The organism is Ruegeria sp. BHSC223, assembly GCF_059613025.1.
Window position 1 is genome coordinate 1 of record NZ_JBXWRR010000023.1, and the last position, 15,027, is coordinate 15,027.

The 15,027-nt window shown below is 65.5% G+C and carries 14 protein-coding genes; 4 read left to right on the plus strand and 10 right to left on the minus strand.

Features of this window, described 5'->3' with window-relative positions; all coding sequences use genetic code 11:
• A partial coding sequence (locus AC2FNY_RS19605) for an aminotransferase class I/II-fold pyridoxal phosphate-dependent enzyme (protein WP_496803492.1) occupies positions 1–960 on the minus strand: 960 nt, incomplete at its 3' end.
• Between the two features lie 116 nt (positions 961–1,076).
• On the opposite strand from AC2FNY_RS19605, the gene AC2FNY_RS19610 reads away from it, so the two are divergent.
• Positions 1,077–1,535: an Lrp/AsnC family transcriptional regulator gene (locus AC2FNY_RS19610; RefSeq protein WP_234140617.1), complete on the plus strand. Its 459-nt coding sequence runs from the start codon at positions 1,077–1,079 to the stop codon at positions 1,533–1,535.
• Positions 1,536–1,598: 63 nt separating this feature from the next.
• On the opposite strand, the gene AC2FNY_RS19615 is transcribed toward AC2FNY_RS19610, so the two are convergent.
• The 3 genes from AC2FNY_RS19615 to AC2FNY_RS19625 all read right to left on the minus strand — a co-directional run bounded on the left by AC2FNY_RS19615 (position 1,599) and on the right by AC2FNY_RS19625 (position 5,637).
• Entirely contained in the window at positions 1,599–2,378 is a 780-nt protein-coding gene (locus AC2FNY_RS19615) for a carnitinyl-CoA dehydratase (RefSeq protein ID WP_496803493.1), read from the minus strand.
• A gap of 3 nt (positions 2,379–2,381) precedes the next feature.
• Positions 2,382–4,394, minus strand: a complete 2,013-nt coding sequence (locus tag AC2FNY_RS19620) for an acetate--CoA ligase family protein (protein ID WP_496803494.1) — start codon at positions 4,392–4,394, stop codon at positions 2,382–2,384.
• 82 nt (positions 4,395–4,476) lie between these two features.
• Positions 4,477–5,637: an acyl-CoA dehydrogenase family protein gene (locus tag AC2FNY_RS19625; RefSeq protein ID WP_234143687.1), complete on the minus strand. Its 1,161-nt coding sequence runs from the start codon at positions 5,635–5,637 to the stop codon at positions 4,477–4,479.
• Positions 5,638–5,714: 77 nt separating this feature from the next.
• Between AC2FNY_RS19625 and AC2FNY_RS19630 the strand changes: the two genes are divergently transcribed.
• The gene (locus tag AC2FNY_RS19630; protein ID WP_234168406.1) at positions 5,715–6,659 is read left to right on the plus strand and encodes a GlxA family transcriptional regulator; all 945 of its coding nucleotides are present in this window, start codon (positions 5,715–5,717) and stop codon (positions 6,657–6,659) included.
• Positions 6,660–6,714: 55 nt separating this feature from the next.
• Here the strand turns inward: AC2FNY_RS19630 and AC2FNY_RS19635 are convergent, their stop codons facing one another.
• The 4 genes from AC2FNY_RS19635 to AC2FNY_RS19650 form a co-directional block, all read right to left on the minus strand.
• Complete coding sequence (locus AC2FNY_RS19635) at positions 6,715–7,782, minus strand: helix-turn-helix domain-containing protein (RefSeq protein ID WP_234168407.1); 1,068 nt, start codon at positions 7,780–7,782, stop codon at positions 6,715–6,717.
• Positions 7,783–7,824: 42 nt separating this feature from the next.
• A complete protein-coding gene (locus tag AC2FNY_RS19640) occupies positions 7,825–8,784 on the minus strand; it encodes an aminotransferase class IV (protein WP_496803495.1) in 960 nt (319 codons plus the stop codon).
• Positions 8,785–8,910: 126 nt separating this feature from the next.
• Positions 8,911–9,396, minus strand: a complete 486-nt coding sequence (locus AC2FNY_RS19645; protein WP_496803496.1) for a SixA phosphatase family protein — start codon at positions 9,394–9,396, stop codon at positions 8,911–8,913.
• A gap of 99 nt (positions 9,397–9,495) precedes the next feature.
• The gene (locus AC2FNY_RS19650) at positions 9,496–10,041 is read right to left on the minus strand and encodes a winged helix DNA-binding protein (protein WP_234168410.1); all 546 of its coding nucleotides are present in this window, start codon (positions 10,039–10,041) and stop codon (positions 9,496–9,498) included.
• Between the two features lie 360 nt (positions 10,042–10,401).
• Here AC2FNY_RS19650 and AC2FNY_RS19655 point away from each other — a divergent pair, with 360 nt between their 5' ends.
• The gene (locus AC2FNY_RS19655; protein ID WP_496803497.1) at positions 10,402–11,424 is read left to right on the plus strand and encodes a tyrosine-type recombinase/integrase; all 1,023 of its coding nucleotides are present in this window, start codon (positions 10,402–10,404) and stop codon (positions 11,422–11,424) included.
• 33 nt (positions 11,425–11,457) lie between these two features.
• On the opposite strand, the gene AC2FNY_RS19660 is transcribed toward AC2FNY_RS19655, so the two are convergent.
• Entirely contained in the window at positions 11,458–12,555 is a 1,098-nt protein-coding gene (locus AC2FNY_RS19660) for a ParB/RepB/Spo0J family partition protein (RefSeq protein ID WP_496803498.1), read from the minus strand.
• The gene (locus AC2FNY_RS19665) at positions 12,552–13,859 is read right to left on the minus strand and encodes an AAA family ATPase (protein WP_164132093.1); all 1,308 of its coding nucleotides are present in this window, start codon (positions 13,857–13,859) and stop codon (positions 12,552–12,554) included. The genes AC2FNY_RS19660 and AC2FNY_RS19665 overlap by 4 nt, the downstream gene beginning before the upstream one ends.
• Before the next feature lie 475 nt (positions 13,860–14,334).
• On the opposite strand from AC2FNY_RS19665, the gene AC2FNY_RS19670 reads away from it, so the two are divergent.
• On the plus strand, positions 14,335–15,027 hold the full coding sequence (locus AC2FNY_RS19670; RefSeq protein WP_496803499.1) for a DnaA N-terminal domain-containing protein: 693 nt from the start codon (positions 14,335–14,337) through the stop codon (positions 15,025–15,027).

A 15,027-nucleotide genomic window follows, 5' to 3' on the forward strand; every position in this document is an offset into this window, starting at 1 on the left:
ATCCATGCCACCCTTGAGCTCGAACGCGATCATCGCGCCGGGCTGGGCCATCTGCCGGTTTGCCAGCGCGTGCTGATCAAAAGACGCCAGACCGGGGAAATAGACCTCGCCCACCGCCGGATGCGCGGCCAGCCATTCGGCCACCACCTGGGCCGAGGCGCAATGCCGGTCCATCCGCAGCGCCAGCGTTTTCAGCCCGCGCAGGATCAGCATCGCGTTGAACGGGGCCATCACGGCGCCGGTCATGTCCTTCATGCCGTAAAGGCGAATCTCCGCGATCTGCTCGGCACCGCCCACCACAAGGCCCGCCACCACATCGCCATGGCCGCCCAGATATTTGGTGGCCGAATGCAGCACGATATCGGCGCCCATCTCGATGGGCCGGGTCAGGTAAGGGGTGGCATAGGTGTTGTCGACCACGACCGAGGCACTGGCGCCATGGGCAATCTCGTTTACCGCCGCGATATCGACCAGCCGCATGTTCGGGTTGGCGGGCGTCTCGAAGTAGACCACGCGGGTCTTGTCGCTGATCGCGGTTTTCAGGTTCTCGGGGTCGGTCAGGTCCACATGGGTGATGGTCACCCCCCATTTCGCCAACCCGTGCCGCATGTAAGAGAAGGTGCAGCCATAGAGCGTCTTGTCCACGATCACCTCATCCCCCGGCGACAACAGCGTCCACAGAACGGCGGTGATCGCGCCCATGCCTGAGGACAGCGCCAGCCCGGCCTCGGCCCCTTCGAGCGTGGCGATACGCTGTTCCAGCAGGTCGAGCGTCGGGTTCGAGATGCGCGAATAGATATGCCCCTGACGCTCGCCCGCGAACATCTCGCCCCCGGCCTCGGCGGTCTCGAAGGCAAAGGTCGAGGTCAGATGCAAGGGCGGCGTCAGCGCGCCCTCGTGGTCCAGCGGGTCATAGGCGTGGTGGATGGCGCGGCTGGCAAAGCCCTTGGCATGGGTCATGGCGGGATCTCCTGATCTGGTTTTGCGGTCAGGATAGCCAAGCCAAACAGCGATGAGATTGCTATTTCTGCCAATCTGATATTCAATATTGGCAGTTTCTGCCAAGAAAGACGAAAATGGATAGCAAAGATCGCCAGATCATCCGCGCCCTGCAACAGGACGGACGCATGACCAACCAGGACCTGGCCGAAAAGGTGAGTCTCTCGCCCTCGCCCTGCCTGCGCCGCCTGCGCAATCTTGAAAAGAGCGGCGCCATCCGGGGTTTTGCCGTCGATGTGGACCCGGCCGCCTATGGACTGCCGATCACCGTCTTTGTCCGCATCCGGCTGGAACGCCACAATCAGGAGGACGTGCAGCGGTTCGAAACCCGCGTGCGCCAGATCGACGAAGTGCTGGAATGCCACATCATGACCGGCGCGATGGATTACCAGCTGCGGGTGGTGGTGTCGGGGCTGGATGCTTACGAACAGTTCATCCGCACCCGCATCCACCCCATCGGCGGCATCGCCTCGATCGACACCAGCTTTGTCTACAGCACGGTGAAGAAAACCGCCGTGTTCCCGCGTCTAGGTTAGACCCGGGATATCGTACATGATACGGCGCCGAAAAGGGGCCTCCTCACTTTCGTTTCCTGCCCCTCAGCACCCTTTCCAGACCGGATCGCGCTTCTCGGCAAAGGCGCGGGCGCCCTCCAGCTGGTCCTCGGACGAATAGAGCACATCCACCGTGCGCAACTGCCGTTTGGTGATCTTGTTCATCGTGTCCTGGAACTTGGCATCCTCGGCCTCGCGCACGATCTCCTTGATCGCGGCATAGACCAGCGGCGGGCCACTGGCCAGCAGGCGCGCCAGTTCCCAGGCGCGGTCCATCAGCTGCGCGCAGGGCACGATCTCGTTCACCAGGCCCCAGCGATGCGCCTCCTCGGCGTCGAACCAGCGCCCGGTCAGCAACAGCTCCATCGCGATGTGATAGGGGATGCGCTTGGGCAGCTTCACGCTGGCCGCATCGGCCACCGTGCCCGAGCGAATCTCGGGCAGCGCGAACGTGGCGTGATCGGCGGCGATGATCATATCCGCCGACAGCGCCAGTTCCAGCCCGCCGCCGCAGGCGATGCCGTTGACGGCGGCAATCACCGGCTTGTTCATGTCGCGCAGCTCCTGCAAGCCGCCGAAACCGCCGACGCCATAATCTCCATCCACCGCATCGCCATCGGCCGCCGCCTTCAGGTCCCAGCCGGGGCAAAAGAACTTCTCGCCGCCGCCGGTCAGAATCGCCACCCGCAATTCGGGGTCGTCGCGGAACTCGCGGAACACCTCGCCCATGATCCGGCTGGTGGCCAGGTCGATCGCATTGGCCTTCGGCCGGTCCAGCGTCACCTCGAAAATGGCGCCGTCACGGCGCGTCTTGATGGGGGTCATCGGTCAGCCCTTTCTGATCAGTGCATCTACCGCCACCGCCCGGTCCGGCGTGGCAAGGAGCGGGTTGATCTCAACCTCGCCCAGTGTTTCGGCATGGGCAAGCACATAGTCCTGCACCGCCGCGGCAGCCTCCAGGATCGCATCCATATTGGCCCCCGGCTTGCCGCGATAGCCCGCCAGCAGGGGCGCGATGCGCAGCTGCTCCAGCCCGGCGCGGATAGCCTCGGGCGCGGCAGGCACCAGCAGCGACACGGTATCCCGCATCAACTCGGTCAGCACCCCGCCCGCGCCCAGCGTCAGCACGAAGCCATGCGCCGGGTCGCGGACGACGCCCACCAGCAACTCGGCCACAGTGTCGCTCACCATCTCCTCGACCAGCACCTCGGGTGTGCCGATCTCGGATGCAACACGCGCGACATCCGCCGCCGCCACGCCCAGCCGTACCGCGCCATGGTCCGATTTATGCGCCAACCCGACGCCTTTGACCGCAAAGGGCCCGCGCATCCCCTCCACTGCCTGCGCTATCCCGTCAGCGCGCGCGGTCCGGTTGCGCGGCACCGCCAGCCCATGCGCCGCCAGCGCCGCCTTGGCCGCACCCTCGTCCAGCAACCGCTCCGCCGCGCCCAGCCCCGGCAGGCACAGCGGCACCGGATCGGGCGCGCGCAGGCTGGCCGCCGCCTCGGCCGCCGCCAGCGCCTCGCGCAGGCCCATCAGGGGCACCACGCCGCCCGCCATCAGCTCGGCCGCCACATCAGGCGGCATCAGTTCCGGCAGCGTTGCCACCACGGCAAAGGGCGCCCCGGTCTCGGCCCGCACCCGCAGCGCCGCCTGGGTGGCGCAGGCCCAGTCGCTGGCATCGGTCACCGGATAATCGACAATCGAAACGGTCAAGGCGATGCCCTCACCGGTCATCCCGGACCAGGCCGCCGCCATCGCATCGGTGTCGCGCCAGATATAGGTGTGGTAATCCAGCGGATTGCTCAGCGCCACCATCGGCCCCAGCGCCGCGCGCAAGCGCACCCGCTGGTCCCCGCTCAGCGGTGGAAAGCGCAGCCCGCCGCCCTCGGCCATATCGGCGATCAGGCTCGCCTCGCCCCCCGAACAGCTGATCGAGGCAATGCCCCGCCCGGCAAGCGGCCCGCAGCAATGCAACAGTTTCAGCGTCTCCAGCAGGTCGGGCAGCGCCCGCAGGCGCGGGATGCCCAGACGGTCCAGCAGCGCCTGCGCCCCCGCATCGCTGCCCGCCAGGGACGCCGTATGCGACACCGTCGCCTGCCGCGCCTGTTCCGAGGCCCCGACCTTCAGCGCCACCAGCGGCACGCCCCGCGCATCGGCCTTGGCCGCCAGCGCCTCCCAGTCGCGCAGATCGCCGAACCCCTCGATATGCAGGCCGATGGCGGTCACCCGGGGGTCGTCCAGCAACCCCATGGCAATCCGCGCCTGACCGGTCTGCGCCATGTTCCCGCAGGTCACCACATAGGCGATGGGCAGGCCGCGCTGCTGCATGGTCAGGTTGATCGCGATGTTCGAACTTTGAGTCAGGATGGCCACGCCGCGTTCGACCCGGCTGCACCCGTGCTGATCGGGCCAGAGCAGCGCCCCGTCCAGCGCATTGACGAAGCCATAGCAATTGGGGCCCAGGATCGGCATGTCACCCGCCGCCGCCACCAGCGCGGCCTGCAGGTCGCTCCCGGTCTCGTCCTCGGCCAAAGCCTCGGAAAACCCGCTGGCGAAACAGACCGCCCCGCCCGCCCCCATGGCCGATAGCAGCGCCACCGCCTCGACGGTGGCATGCCGGTTGATGCCGATAAAGGCCGCATCGGGCGCGCCCGGCAGATCCTCCAGCCGGGCAAAGGCCGGATATCCCTCGACCTCCGCCGCCTTGGGATGCACCGGCCAGATGGCACCGCCGTAACCCATGCGCCGGCATTGCACGATCACCTGACGACACCAGGCGCCGCCCCCGATCACCGCGATCGAGCGCGGCTGGAACATGCGCGACAAGCCCTTGCTCATGACAGGCCCCCTGCCCTTTCACTTCGCCGAAAATACTCCCGCCGGAGGCGTCGCGCTTCAGCGCGAACCCGACCGCGCGCCATCACGCACCCAGCGGACGCAGCAGGTCGCGGCTGATGATATGGCGCTGGATCTCGCTGGTGCCGTCCCAGATCCGCTCGACCCGCGCATCGCGCCAGAACCGCTCGATCGGGAAATCGTCCATCAGCCCCATGCCACCAAAAATCTGCAGCGTGGCGTCGGTGACCCGCGCCAGCATCTCGCTGGCATAGACCTTGGCGCTGGCAATCTCGCGATTGGCCGGCAGGCCCTGGTCCAGACGCCAGGCGGCGGCCAGGGTCAGCCAGTCGGCGGCGTCGATCTCGGTGATCATGTCGGCGATCTGAAAGCTGACGCCCTGGAACTTGCCGATAGCCTGCCCGAACTGTTCCCGCTCTGCCGCATAGTTCAGCGCATAGTCGAACACCCGCCGCGCGCGACCCACGCTCATGGTGGCCACGGTGATCCGGGTGGCATAGAGCCATTCGTTCATCACCGCGAACCCGCCATCGACCTCGCCCAGAACCTGCGCATCCGGCAGGCGGCAATCGTCGAATTCCAGCACCATGTTCTTGTAGCCCCGGTGGCTGACCGAGCGGTATCCATCGCGGATGGTGAAACCGGGCGTGCCCCGGTCGACCAGAAACGCCGTGATACGCTTCTTTGGTCCCTTGGGTGTCATGTCCTCGCCGGTCGCGATGAAGACGATGATGAAATCGGCATGATCGGCGCCCGAGATGAAATGCTTGGTCCCGTTCACGACCCAATCGCCGCCATCGCGCACGGCCGAACATTTCATCCCCCGCACATCCGACCCGGCGCCGGGTTCGGTCATCGCCAGCGCATCCATCCGCTCGCCGCGGACTGCGGGCAACAGATAGCGCTCGCGCTGCTCGCCCTCGCAGGCCATCAGGATGTTCTGCGGCCGCCCGAAGAAATGGTTGAGCGCCATCGAACCCCGCCCCAATTCCCGCTCGACCAGCGCGAATTCCAGATGCGACAGGCCCGCGCCACCCACCTCCTCGGGAAAGTTGCAGGCATAAAAGCCCAGCTCGATCGTCTTGCGCTTGATCTCGTCGGCGATCTCCTTGGGCACCTCGCCCGTGCGCTCCACCAAATCCTCGTGCGGATAGATCTCCTTCTCCACAAAGCTGCGAACGGTAGAGACGATCATCTCCTGCTCTTCGCTCAATCCGAAATGCATGGCACGGGCTCCTGTTGCGGTTTGAAACAGGAAATCCCGGCTTGCGCGCCGCTATCGTGCAGGGTTAGTCATTCATCATGCAAGATCGGACAAATACTTCGGTACAGACTCAGGTTTACGATGTGCTGTTGTTCGACAATTTCTCGAACCACTGCCTGGCCAACACGGTCGAACCGATGCGCGCCGCCAACATGCTGTCGCGCCAGCCGCTCTATGCCTGGCGGTTCCTGACCCCGGACGGGGCAGCGGTGCACAGCTCCTCGGGCCTGCAGGTGGCGCCGCATGACCGGCTGGATGCGGGCCGGGGCGCGATGCTGCTGGTGATGCCCTCCTATGGGTTTCGCGACCTCGAGGGCTGGGCCACCCAGCGCGCGCTGCGGGCGGCGGCGCGGCGCTATCCGGTGCTGGCCGGGCTCGATACCGGCAGCTGGCTGCTGGCGCGGGCCGGGCTGCTGGACGGGCACCGGGCCACCATCCACTGGGAGGAGCTGACCCGCTTTGCCGAGACCTTTCCCCAGGTCGAGACCCTGCGCGAACGCTTCGTTCTGGACGGGCCGCGCATCACCTGTTCCGGGGCGATGGCGGCCTTTGACCTGATCCTGCACCTGATCGGGCGCGACCACGGCCAGTTGCTGGCGCTGGAGGTGGCGCAGCTGTTCATGACGCGGGATTCGGCGCGTTCCCATGCCGCCCCCGCCGGGGGCGGCACCCGGCAGGTGAACCGGGCGGTGATGGTGATGCAGGACACGCTGGAACAGCCCCTGCCCATCGCCGAGATCGCCCGGCGCGCGGGCTGTACGCAAAAGACGCTGGAAACCCGGATGCGCGCGGCCTTCGACGCGACGCCGCAGACCGTCTATCGCCGGCTGCGCCTGAACCTGGCGCACAAGCTGGTGACCGAGACCGACCTGCCGGTCTCCGAGATCGCGACCCGCTGCGGCTATGACAATGCCAGCGCCCTGACCCGCGCCTTTCGCGCCCGCTTCGGTCAGGCTCCCAGAGGTTTGCGCGCAAACGGCTGAGGGGGGGCCGGAAAACGACACGTTTTCCGGGCCGTTTTCCGGATCGGAAAACGGCTCACACCGCGGCCGTCCAGACCCGGTAACGGCCTTGTCCCGTGACCTCGCGCACCAATCCCCGGCGCGCGAACAGGTCGAGGTTGCGTTGAACCGCCGCGCGCGAGGCGCCGGTCTGGGCCTCGGCCAGCGGCGCGGTCACCATCGGCCAGGCGGTCAGCACCTCGATCAGCGCGGGCGGCGTCCGCCCGCTCAGATCGCCTGTCTTCTCGATTGCCCGCACGCTCCAGGCCGCCACCCGATCCAGATGCAACAGCGCCGCCGTCACCGCCTGCGCCGCCCCGCGCAACCAGACGGTCAGCTTCTGCTCCGCCGGACCTGCACCGCGCAACGCGCCCGGCCCCGACAGCGCCAGCGGCAGGAACAGCGCCCCACCGCGCCCCATCGCGGCGCCATGGCGCGCCGCCATCACCGCCGCTTCGAGCCCGACCGACGGCCCCTGTCCCAGCATGATCCAGCAATGAAACAGCATTGCCGCCCGCGTCGCCGGATGCAGCGCCGCCGCCTGCGCCATCACGTCGCCCAGATCGGCCACGGCCTCGGGCACCGTGTCGCCCTCGGCGCCAGCGCGGTCCAGAAACCCGGCCAGCCCCTCGGCCCAGCCGCCCGCGTCTGGCGCGGGGCCTCCGCTCAACCTGCGCACCGCCCAGCCGGCGCGGGCCAGCGCCTGCGCATCCTCACCCGTCGCACCCAGCCGCAACCCGGTCCACAGCGCCAGCCGCTCGGCCCCGATGCGGTCGCCTGCCCACCATCCCAGATCGGCCACTTCGAGCAACGCCAGCCGATGCACCCACTGGCGCGGCCCGGCGCGCAGCCGCTCGTCCAGCGCCCCGAATCCCAGCGCAAGATCGGCCAGATCACCCGACAGCGCATCCTGCGCCGCACGCCACTCGACCGGATCGAACAGGGGTCTGGGCGCGGCACGCGGCGTGGGAAACAGCGGCTCGGTCTCCGCTTCACCCGGCTCCTGCGCAGGCAGGAACCACAGGTCGTCCTCCTCGACCGGGTCGCCGTCATAGGGGCCGGGGATCCCCTCGGCCGCGTCATATGGGTCGGGCTTGCGTGTCATGCCCAGATCATAGCGCCGCGCGATACGCCCGCAAAGCGGTGCTCATCCGCGCCGGGCCTTCTGCCCGGCGACGTTCTGCGCCACCATCGCCTTGTAAAGCGCCCGGATCCGCCGGGTCACCGGCCCCGCGCCATCGCCCGCGCCGATCACCCGCCCGTCGATTTCGGCCACCGGGGTCTGGGCGCCAAAGGTACCGGTCAAAAACGCCTCGTCCGCGCCATAGGCCTCGTAAAGCGAGAAGTTCTTTTCGAACACCGGGATGCCCGCCTCGCGGCACAGCGTGATCACATTGGCCCGCGTTACCCCGTTCATGCAGTAATCCCCGGTCGAGGTCCAAACCTCGCCCCGCCGCACGATGAAGAAGTTGCAGGCATTGGTGGTGTTCACGAACCCATGCGGGTCCAGCATCAGCGCCTCGTCCGCGCCCGCCTGCTCGGCCTGCAAACAGGCGATCACGCAGTTCAGCTTGGAATGGCTGTTGAACTTGGGGTCCTGGCTGTGCGGCAGCCCGCGCACCTGCGGCACCGAGGCAAGCCGGATCCCCGCCCCCTGCACCCGCTCGGAGGGCACCGAATGTTCGACGATCGCCACGATGGTCGGCCCCCATTTCGACAGGCCCGGATGCTGGAACGGTTTCGCCTTGCGCCCGCGCGTGATCATCAGCCGGCAATGGGCATCGCCAGTCATGCCATTGGCCGCCGCCGTGCGGTCCAGGATGGCGCGGATCTCCTCAGGCGTCTTGCCGATCTCCAGTGCCACCGCCTTGCACGAGTTGAAGAGGCGATCCATATGCGCGTCGAAAAACGCCCATTCCCCGTCATAGAGCCGCATCCCCTCCCACATGCCGTCGCCCAGCATGAAGCCGCTGTCATAGACCGAGACCTTGGCCTGGTCCCGGTGCACCAGTTCGCCATCCACATAGATCAGGATATCGCTGTTGCGTGCGTCGGCCTCGGCATCATGGGTGGTGCGGGCGGCCGTGTCTGGTTGGGGGGTCGTCATCTGATGGTCCTGACTGCTGTATCCGGCCCCGACCCTAGGCGCAGCACGCATCGTTGGAAAGCGTCAGTTGCCCGCAGGCCGATGATGCACCGGTACAAAACACCCGACGTGATCAGGGCCGCGCGGTCACGGCATCCGAAGGTGGAGATGCACCGGATCATCTGACGCGGGCCTCAGAACGACAAACAGGTTGGCGAAGGCGCTCTGATCAATGCTCACGTCGTCAGACAGACCAAGCTTCGCCAGAATGCGCGGAATGGTCTCGGCATGGCCGACGATCAAGACGGTATCCGCCTCGTGATCGAATTCCAGAACGTCCAGCAGGCCGGCAATATCCTCTCTGGGCAATGCGGTCGCCTCAAGACCGAGCGCATCCGCAATGATCCCGCCGGTCTGTCGGGTCCGAAGCGCGTCCGAGGTGATGATCGCATCCAGCCCCGCATGGCGCAGCATCTCAGCCCAATCCGAGGCGCGCTGCCGTCCCTCTGGTGTCAGCGCGGGATCGGCCCCGGACAATTCCTTTTCCGCATGTCTGATCAGATAGACGGCTTCCTGAGCAGCGGCGGGCAGTCCCGTCAGGGCAAGCAGCAGAGCAACCAGGAACATGCGCATGGATCGGTCCCCCTCGGTTTTCCATCGTCGAGCCTATGCCCAAGCATAGGCCCCAGGGGTCATGCGACGCCACCCCTCGCCCGACGCCGGGGGACATGATCACAGGGACGCCGCCGAGCGCGACGCCTGATCATAAAGCCCCGAGACGCTGCGCAGCACCCGTGCGACATGGCTGATCTCGTCATAGTCGCGGTCGGTCGCCTCGGCCGCGTCCAGCAAACAGGCCTTGCGCACGTCGCGATAAGCCTCGCAGACCTGCCGCCCCTGATCGGTGGTGGAATAGAACATCTCTTTGCCCACCTTGCGGCCGGTCACCAGATCCGCCTTGGCCAGTTTCTTGAGCGCGTAATTGACGGTGTGATTGTCCTCGACATTCAGCATGAAGGCGATGTCGGACAGCCGCTTCTCCTTGCCGCGGTGGTTGACATTGTGCAGCACAAGAATGTCGAGCGGGTTGAAATCCTTGTACCCCACCGCCTTCATGCAATGGGTCATCCAGCGCGAGAACGCGTTATAGGTCATCGTCATCGCGTATTCGAGTTCGCTGAACTGCCAGCCCTGGTCGGTCCCCGCCAGGTGATCGGACGAGACGATGGGGGTCGAGGGCGGCTTTGCGGGGCCGGAGGGCTGGGATTTCTGGCTCAAGGTCAGGGTCCAATCGGCTTGAAAACATCCGTCTCAGCCTACGAAACCCTGACAATATCCACAAGAAACGGCGTCAAGATTACAGCAAATCGGCGCCATTCTCGGCGGCGGCACCGGATTGGCAAAACCTGCCGTATCCCCGACCGCATCGCCATACCGTTGGTTATGACGCAACCCGGTTTCTTCTTTCGATACATGACACCTCTGCTTCTTGCGCTCAAAATTATTACTTTTTGCACACTACTTGGAGAGGCGTGGATCTGATCCATTATACTTGATAACTTTCTATTATCATGTCTCTTGGCAGACAGGCCGGAATCTGCCACCCTCGCCCCCATGAAACCCGCGATACCGCAGCCTTTGACGCCCCCTTCCCTCGCCGACAGCGACCGAAAGGCACTCAACGATCTCTACGTGCGCGGCACGCCGGAAAACACGCTGCGCGCTTACGAGCGGGACCTGCTCTATCTCACCGCCTGGAAACAGCTCAGCTTTGGCGCGCCTCTTGTCTGGCCCGAACAGCATGAATGCGCGCTGCGCTTCATCCTCGATCACAGCCGCGACCTGAGCGACGCGACCGGCCCCACCCGAGAAGTGGCGGAGGCGCTGATCGCGCGCGGCCTGCGCCGCTCGCTGACCTGTCCGGCCCCCGCGACGCTGAACCGGCGCATCGCCTCGTGGCAGGCCTTTCACCGGATGAAGAACCTCGACAGCCCGTTTGACAGCCCGCTGCTGAAACAGGCCCGCGCCAAGGCCCGGCGCGCGGCGGCACGGCCCGCTGCGCCCAAGTCGCGCAACCCGATCACCCGGCCGGTTCTGGAACAGTTGCTCGCCACCTGCCGGGGCTCGCGTCGTGACTGCCGGGACCGCGCGCTGTTGATGCTGGGCTGGGCCAGTGGCGGCCGCCGCCGCTCCGAGATCACCGCCATCCGGGTCGAGGATGTCTCGCTCAAGGATTTCGCCAGCGAGGGTATCGTCTGGTTGTCGCTGGTCGAAACCAAAACCACCCGGCGTGGCGCAACGCCCCGGCTGGTGCTCAAGGGCCGCGCCGCGCAGGCGCTGGTGCACTGGCTCGAGGTTTCGGGCATCACCGACGGCCCGCTGTTCCGCCCGGTGTCGAAATCCGACCGCGTGCTGCCCCGTCGCCTGACCCCCGACGCCGTCTATCAAATCCTGCGCCACCGGTTACAGCTCGCCGGGCTGCCACCGGACTTTGCCACGCCACACGGCTTGCGCTCGGGTTTTCTGACCCAGGCGGCGCTGGACGGTGCGCCGATCCAGGCGGCGATGCGGCTCAGCCTGCACCGCTCGGTAGCACAGGCGCAGCGCTATTACGACGATGTGGAGATTGTCGAAAACCCCGCAACCGATCTGCTGGGGTAAGGCGGTCTTACCCGTGGGTAAGACCGCGAACCGTCAGTCCTCTTGCAGACTGTCGATCAGTTTGGCCACCGCCTGTTCCAGCTTTTGCCGATCGATGCGGGTGAAATCCAGATTGTACCGCAGGTCGATCCGACCGTTCGAGGCCGAGCATTTCGCGATCCCGCTCGGGCGGCTGATCTGAAAGGTGGTCTTGGCCCGGCGGGTCTTGTCGCCGCTGGGCGCGGACGCAGGTGTCTGCGGTTCCGGCGCCCCTGCCCCGTCGGCAAAGCCGCGCAGGATCGCCACCTCGTCCGCCGCGCTCCGCCCCGGCAGCGCCAGCAAGGCAGAACTGACCGCCCGGACCAACCCCGGATCGCCATCCAGCTTACGCTTGAGATCGACACCCACATTGCGCGGGATTTCGTTCGGGTGCTCCAGCGACTTGCCAAGCATCATCAGCAGGCTGGCAAAGGCGCGGATATAGCTGCGCTTGGTGTAGCTGGCGGATTTGAACAGGACCGACACCGCCTTGTCCACATCGGCGCAATCATTGGTCGGGTCCTCGGCATAGGCCCGCGCCAGCGCGCCCATTTCGGCAAACGAGATATCCTTGCGGATCAGGTTTTCATCCACCATCCGGCGGTATTGATCATCCGTCGGCGCAACCGCCAGGATGCCCGCCGGGATGCGCGCGAACCGTTCATCCCCGGTTTCCTCGTAGAGCGCACGATAGGCCGACAGGCGCCGCATGCCCTGCACCAGCTCGTACCCGCCATCGGCGCGCTTCTCGACCCGGATCGGGTTCGACAACCCGATTTCGCGGATCGAGGTTTTCAGCTCGTCCAGCTCCGGGTCCGGTCCAGTGGCGCGGTCGCGGGTCAGCCGCTCGGCATGGACCGCGTCAAGCGGCACCAGGTCGGTGATCAGCCCCTCTTTCTTCAGCCGCACCAGCTCATGCGCCAGCTGGTCGTTTTCGGCGCGGATACGGTCCTCGGTCTCTTGCCGGTCGCGCAGTGCATCGGCGTTTTCCGAGATCGCAGTCGCCATCGGGCCGCGGCGGTGTTTGTCCAGCACCTTGTCGGGCACCTTGCCGACCGGGATGTCCTCCATCGCCGGCATGTCGATATCGAAGATTCTGCGCTTGCGGGTCATGCGTCATCCTCCAGCTTGGACCAGGCCGACAACATCACCTCGCGGAACTCGCGATAGGCGTTGTCGAAAGTGCCGCGCGCGCGGCGCCAGGTTTCCCGCGTCATCTCGCGGTAATCCATCTCGTAGACCGAATTGAGGAAGCGGCCGGATTGTTCCACCGCCCGCGTCATCTCGACCGGATGCTCGGTGACGTGATGGCCGAACACCTTGCGGAACGCCTCGTACATCGCCTGATGAAGGGCATTGCCCGGTTCATAGCGGGTGAGGATAAAGCGAATCTCGGCAAAGGTCTTGGGCAGGCCGATCTTACCCGTGGGTAAGACGCCATCGAACCCGTGCGACAGATCCTCCAACGCCTCGGCCAGCTGCCCGATGAACGAGGTTGTCGAGTCATATTCCCAATATCCGGGCCCCGAGGGGATATAGAGCATGTCGGCGGCAAACACCGCATTCATCGACTGGTATCCGATGGCTGGTGGGCAATCGAACAGGATCAGGTCATAGGCGTCATCGGGAATCTGATCGAGATAGCGCGACACGGCGGCAAAGAAGGACCATTCCGGATTCAGGTGCCGGTATTGCGCGCTGGCGAATTCGACAAAGGCGGCGTTGGCGCAAGAGGGGATCGCGTCGATCGTTGACCAGGAGCTGGGCTTGATGAAATCGCCCACCCGCAGATCGCCCAGACCCATGCCGGTGATCGAGGCAGGCAGTTGGCGGCGGGGCAGGGCGGTGCCGCTTTCGGCGGCGGCGGCGCGGTTGTTCATCCGCTCGGTCTCGCGGATCAGGTCGCGCGCCATGATGCCCCAGACAGTGTAATCCTCGGCGACGTCGGTCAGACCCATGGAGTGGCTCAGCGTCGCCTGCGGGTCGAAATCAACCACCAGCACACGATAGCCATCCAGTGCGGCGGCATGGGCCAGATGCAGGGCGACTGTGGACTTACCCGCACCGCCCTTGAAATTGGCCACCGCCGCGCGGATCGCGCGTTTGCCCGCCGGGCGCGGCGGCATCAGAGACTTGCGGTTAATCTTGAGCCGGCGGCGCAGCTCGTTCACCTCTTCCAGGCTGAACCAGCGCTGGCGGCCATCGGGTTCCACCTCGCCGCCGGGCAGGGTGGGATCGGCGACCAGCTTGCCGCGAAAGGTCGACTGGTTGACGTTGAAGATCAACTCGCTCACCTCCCAGCTGGAAAAGCGGCGCAAGGTCTTCTCCATCTCGGGGCTGAAGGTCTGCTGCCGGATCCAGCCTTGCAGCTTCAGCGACTGGTTGCGCAGGTGACTCAGGTCTTCGTGTGTGTACATGCCTCGGGCTTCCTTTTCTCAGGACGCTAATTTTCTATGGTTACCCATTTACGCTGTATTTGCATTTATGGCAAAAGGAAATATCATGAGGATGCGACCTTACCCACGGGTAAGAAAGCCCTTGAAAACAGGGGCCTTCCGATTCGGGTCCAGGGCCGCCAGAGCGTCGCGATTCGACCGAGTGTCTCCGGCAGCGCTCCGCAAGATATGGGGTCACATGGGCGCCGGAATACCCCTAATAGGGGGACAAAAGGGGCCGATAAGGGGACAGACAGAATGTCCCCCCTCACCAGTACTTCACCCTTTTTCTTTCTTTGAAAAGGGGAAGGGGAGGGGGCCTTGGGCCAAGCCGCTTGACAGAATCGAAGCTTTGGACGCTAATTGCCCCAAGATCGGGAAAAGCGTTGAGAAGATGCCGGACCGACACCCAAGGGACAACAGATCCCATCGTCGAGGCAGACGGGCAGAGAGTTGGATGATGCAGATCGCAAAACCGGTCGGGCGCAATGCGTCGGCCCTGAAATACGATATTCTTTCGGCGCTGGCGGTGCATGCCCTGGCTGGCGACAAGCATCGGCAGCGGCTGATCCTGCGGCTTTCGGCGCTGATCACCACCCGCTACAACTGGCAGCGCAACGAGCTGTCCATGGGCCGTGACGAGATCGCGCGGCTGTGGTCGGTGGACGCACGTACCGTGAAACGCGAGATGGCCCGGCTGCGGACACTGGGCTGGGTCACGGTGAAACGTCCGGGCGTGCGGGGTCGGGTCAGTGTCTATGAGCTGGACCTGAAACAGATGCTGCTGGACACACGCGACAGCTGGGCGGTGATCGGGTCGGATTTCGAGGCGCGATTGGATGAAGCCCCGCAAACCGAAACCGCGGGCAATGTGGTGCCCCTGCATGTACCGCCCCCGCGGGCCGAGGCCAGCGACGATCCGGTCTGGGCGCAGGTGCAGGCGGCGCTTCATGGGCGCGACCCGGAACTGTGGTCAAGCTGGTTCCAACACCTGAGCGAGGTGGAACGCGGCAACGGGCGTGCGGTGCTGATGGCGCCCAGCCGGTTCATGGCCGATTACATCGCCGCAAAATGGAGCGGGCGATTGCTGGCTGTCTATTCCCGCCTCGACCCCTCGATCCGGTCAATCCGGATCGAGGCGGCGGGGTAG

What these genes read in the sequence shown, in the direction of transcription:
- AC2FNY_RS19630 (WP_234168406.1), top strand. Translation starts at nt 5,715, where the DNA reads ATGCAAGATCGGACAAATACTTCGGTACAGACTCAGGTTTACGATGTG.
- AC2FNY_RS19640 (WP_496803495.1), bottom strand. Translation starts at nt 8,784, where the DNA reads ATGACGACCCCCCAACCAGACACGGCCGCCCGCACCACCCATGATGCC.
- AC2FNY_RS19665 (WP_164132093.1), bottom strand. Translation starts at nt 13,859, where the DNA reads ATGTACACACACGAAGACCTGAGTCACCTGCGCAACCAGTCGCTGAAG.
- AC2FNY_RS19660 (WP_496803498.1), bottom strand. Translation starts at nt 12,555, where the DNA reads ATGACCCGCAAGCGCAGAATCTTCGATATCGACATGCCGGCGATGGAG.
- AC2FNY_RS19610 (WP_234140617.1), top strand. Translation starts at nt 1,077, where the DNA reads ATGGATAGCAAAGATCGCCAGATCATCCGCGCCCTGCAACAGGACGGA.
- AC2FNY_RS19615 (WP_496803493.1), bottom strand. Translation starts at nt 2,378, where the DNA reads ATGACCCCCATCAAGACGCGCCGTGACGGCGCCATTTTCGAGGTGACG.
- AC2FNY_RS19625 (WP_234143687.1), bottom strand. Translation starts at nt 5,637, where the DNA reads ATGCATTTCGGATTGAGCGAAGAGCAGGAGATGATCGTCTCTACCGTT.
- AC2FNY_RS19635 (WP_234168407.1), bottom strand. Translation starts at nt 7,782, where the DNA reads ATGACACGCAAGCCCGACCCATATGACGCGGCCGAGGGGATCCCCGGC.
- AC2FNY_RS19620 (WP_496803494.1), bottom strand. Translation starts at nt 4,394, where the DNA reads ATGAGCAAGGGCTTGTCGCGCATGTTCCAGCCGCGCTCGATCGCGGTG.
- AC2FNY_RS19645 (WP_496803496.1), bottom strand. Translation starts at nt 9,396, where the DNA reads ATGCGCATGTTCCTGGTTGCTCTGCTGCTTGCCCTGACGGGACTGCCC.
- AC2FNY_RS19670 (WP_496803499.1), top strand. Translation starts at nt 14,335, where the DNA reads ATGATGCAGATCGCAAAACCGGTCGGGCGCAATGCGTCGGCCCTGAAA.